3 protein-coding genes are annotated in these 3488 nt (G+C 46.7%); 2 read left to right on the top strand and 1 reads right to left on the bottom strand.

Annotated elements, in window-relative coordinates:
• The first annotated feature begins 607 nt into the window (after positions 1 to 607).
• The gene (locus tag SV253_09955) at positions 608 to 943 is read left to right on the top strand and encodes a hypothetical protein (protein ID MDY6776373.1); all 336 of its coding nucleotides are present in this window, start codon (positions 608 to 610) and stop codon (positions 941 to 943) included.
• A gap of 23 nt (positions 944 to 966) precedes the next feature.
• Here the strand turns inward: SV253_09955 and SV253_09950 are convergent, their stop codons facing one another.
• Positions 967 to 1872 carry an HTH domain-containing protein gene (locus tag SV253_09950; protein MDY6776372.1) on the bottom strand — a complete coding sequence of 302 codons (906 nt, stop codon included), beginning with the start codon at positions 1870 to 1872 and terminating at the stop codon, positions 967 to 969.
• A 432-nt stretch (positions 1873 to 2304) separates the two neighbouring features.
• Here SV253_09950 and SV253_09945 point away from each other — a divergent pair, with 432 nt between their 5' ends.
• Positions 2305 to 3321: a site-specific integrase gene (locus SV253_09945; GenBank protein ID MDY6776371.1), complete on the top strand. Its 1017-nt coding sequence runs from the start codon at positions 2305 to 2307 to the stop codon at positions 3319 to 3321.
• The last annotated feature ends 167 nt before the right edge of the window (positions 3322 to 3488 follow it).

Raw genomic sequence — 3488 nt, 5'->3', positions numbered from 1 at the left:
ATCCAAGCCGGCTTCAACAAAGACCCTGAGCTAACTCAGTTGGGAAGTACCGATTATTAGATAGTATAAGACTGGAGTAGACCGTATTAGAAGTTGGGGATATTAGAAAGGCGTTATAACGAGTCTGGCAATCCTCTATGGACTCGATGAATCTGATACTGTATCAAACCGCTGTACATCGGCTTTTGTATTACCCGCCTTCGTGTGGTTCTATCGAACCATTACACATTGATGCTGTATTAGTAATCTCTTTCTTCCTTCACTCTATCAGTTTTGTTAGTCACTCTGATCGCCACCCAGCACAACTAAATTACTATCTAACCTAAGACGTGCGGTATTCTCTACGAGCACAAGCAGGCTCAGGTCTGATACTAACTCACTGTCTTTGTATGGTGTTATTCCATTTCTAAACCTGATTACGGTTCAAAGGTTTTGTTTGTAATACTAACATCCCTGTACCGGTTTTGGTATTCAATACATTGACTACCGTACACACTGAGGTGAATCTCCATTTACCCGCCGCTTGATGGCATATTTCTAAAATCGCTGTAAGGCGTTGGGTTAATGGACAAGTTAAGTATCTTGAGCACGTGTATAGATTTGTAAAATGACCGTACTGAACTGTAATAGCTGTGGTCACGGCTGGAACTACTCCGGAGGTCTTACTGACTACACGACATGTCCTAATTGTGGACATTCAGTAAAGATTCCTTCGGCAGATAGTTCCAATTTTAAAACAGAAGACGTCGAAGAGGAAATGGGATCGTTCGAAGAACGTCTCGACCGGTTAGAAGAGACGTTAACGAAGGTACAAGATGACCTCATTACTATCGAGGAGAAGATATCAGATAGAGACAAAGTCTCTTCTAAAACCGAGACTGACGAGAAGAGCAACGAGGGAGGTCTATCTCCCTATGACCCTACGATGGAATTTGAATTTTAAAACGACGGGAAGAACTCCTCCTATCACTTCTCGGCGTTCTCGACTTCCTCTTGAGTCAAAAGATCCTCGATGTCCATCTTTTCCTCTATGTCCTCTGTGTCCGGGATTTCGGAAATTCTCTCTTCTTCGTCTTCTGAGTCGTCAGATAGATCCATATCTATCACTTCTACGTTCTTTAGGAAAACAGCATCCTCCCACGGTCGAAGTAGGTATGCTCCGGTACCCGCTACAGTGAGATAGGATACATTCTTCTCTTCATCTTTGAACTTCCACTTTGTCTCCTTCGGAAAATCCAAAATGCCTGAAAAGAATCTGCCAAGCTTTTCTTCAACCAAAGGTACGGCGAATTTACTACCCAACTCCGCGGTTAGAAGTGCGTGAGAAGCGTTTTTATAATCTCCTATACCGACCTCTGCACTGGATATATCCCCAAATAGATCGTTCCTTTTGATTTGCCTGTCGGTGAACTCTCCTTCCGGAGGAACTTTATCTAGGTCTTCTTCCTCATATGATATGACGTTCAACCGATGTGTCATTTTAAAATCTCCACCATAAACCACGAGATATGCCTTATCGCCCGAGGTCAGTTTCTCTCCGTCGTGGGTATAGACACACGACATATCTTTTACTCCTCCGACCAGACGCCCTTCCCAGTATTCCTTGACTAATCTACGTGCTCTTTCTTCATCTGATAACTCTTGGTTGGGCTCTGTCTCTATGCCTACAACATAGTATGCTGTGGCATTACTGACCTTTACCGAGTCTATCTTCTCCCCCTTAGACAACTCTTTAAGACGGTTCTTTGCCGTAGTCTTGCTAACACCTGTATGCTCCGCTATCTGGGACGCCGTCCATACCGGACGGCTTCCGCTTTTCATGAGGGTCAGGACTTCCTCTTTCGTCAACTCCCTGTCTCTTCCGCGTGACACTATTGGCTATTCAATGCCTGTTAACTTAGCTTTTCTGTTCGGACTGAAACCCCGTTTCAGACATAAAGTATAAACCATGGGATCTCATTAGTAACACTCAGGATGACATAACAAACACAGTGGTAATATCGCGGGAAAAGCTACCTGACCCCCGGATGCCCACGCCCTACCAAAGCACGGCATCTTTCGAGGGTCGGTGAAATACCCCATCAGAAGGGGTTGTATAGATACACCCATATTTAGAACCTCGACCAATTAATGGTTTGGGTTACTCTACTCCTTCTGATGGGTCGTCTAAGACGACCACAATGAAACACGAAATACGAACCCAGAAACCGACAGAAGGAGAAAAGAGAACTAACAGAAACGGACGACAGGTACGAATACCTCTCTCCTCAGAGATAGCCGGGACAGTGGAAGGGGTGGTTCCGGATGAGTGAACTACAGCCTCTCGAACCTGAGGAAGGGGTTGAGATGTATCTTGATACCCGAGAGGACGAGCTCAGTAGGGAGACGTTACGGAAGCAGAAGACTCGTCTCGATGCTTTTCTGAGCTGGTGTGAGGACAGAGGTATAAAGAACCTCAACGAACTGACCGGGAGAGATCTCCAGCGGTACCGACAGTGGTGCAAGAAGGGCAAGGGGGACGGATACGGTAAGGTCAAAAACGTCACACTAAGGTCTAATCTCACCACACTCCGAGTTTTCCTCGAATACTGTGCGAATATCGATGGTGTTGAGAAGGGGATGCGAGAACGTGTTATGATTCCTGAGGTGGAGGATGGAACGAAGGACAGTAAGATAGCCGAAGAACGCGTTAGGGATATACTCGATAAACTCGAAACCTACGAGTACGCGTCTCGTAGGCACGTGATGATATCCCTGATGTGGCACGGTGCTCTACGTATTGGGACTATACGTGCTCTTGACGTCGGTGACTTCGATCCCGATGAACCCTGTCTGAAGATACGCCACCGTCCAAGCACAGACACACCCCTCAAGAACCGTGAAAGTGCAGAACGAGATCTTGCTCTCGGTGACTTCTACGCTCAGGTTATAGAGGACTACATCGAGGAGAACCGCCATGATGTCCAGGACGACTACGGAAGGCATCCTCTCATAACAAGTACAGAAGGAAGGCTGACAAAGACTCCATACAGAACTGCGGCGTATAGGGTCTCACTTCCGTGTTGGACAGATGACTGTCCACATGGCAAGGAGCGAAAGACGTGTGAATGGACGAGCCGCGATAAGCTTAGTCACTGTCCTAGTTCGAGGTCTCCTCACGACGTCCGACGCTCGTCTATCACATACCATCTCAAAGAGAACGTTCCTCCGGAGATAGTCTCAGACCGTGTCGACGCTACTCCTGACGTAATTGAGAAGCACTACGACAAGAGGAACGAACGCGAGAAGATGCGGACGAGGAAGGAGCTCCTAAACTTATGAGTCGGAACGCGGTCATACACAATACGGTTATAGTCACGCCCCCCGCCGGTCCAAAACCTATGTTTTGGAGCATTCGAGAAACGTAGTTTCTCGATACGGTCCAAGCAAATTTTCGGTACTTCCCAATCGGTAATTGAGAGTAAAAGATAAAGCGTTACTCTGATTGA

This window comes from Candidatus Afararchaeum irisae, assembly GCA_034190545.1.
Lineage (GTDB): Archaea > Halobacteriota > Halobacteria > Halobacteriales > Afararchaeaceae > Afararchaeum > Afararchaeum irisae.
Note: the sequence above shows the minus strand (reverse complement) of the source record. Positions and strands in the feature narration are given on the sequence as shown.

Excerpts from the sequence above, each read along its gene's own strand:
- SV253_09955 (MDY6776373.1), top strand. The coding sequence starts at position 608 with ATGACCGTACTGAACTGTAATAGCTGTGGTCACGGCTGGAACTACTCC.
- SV253_09945 (MDY6776371.1), top strand. The coding sequence starts at position 2,305 with ATGAGTGAACTACAGCCTCTCGAACCTGAGGAAGGGGTTGAGATGTAT.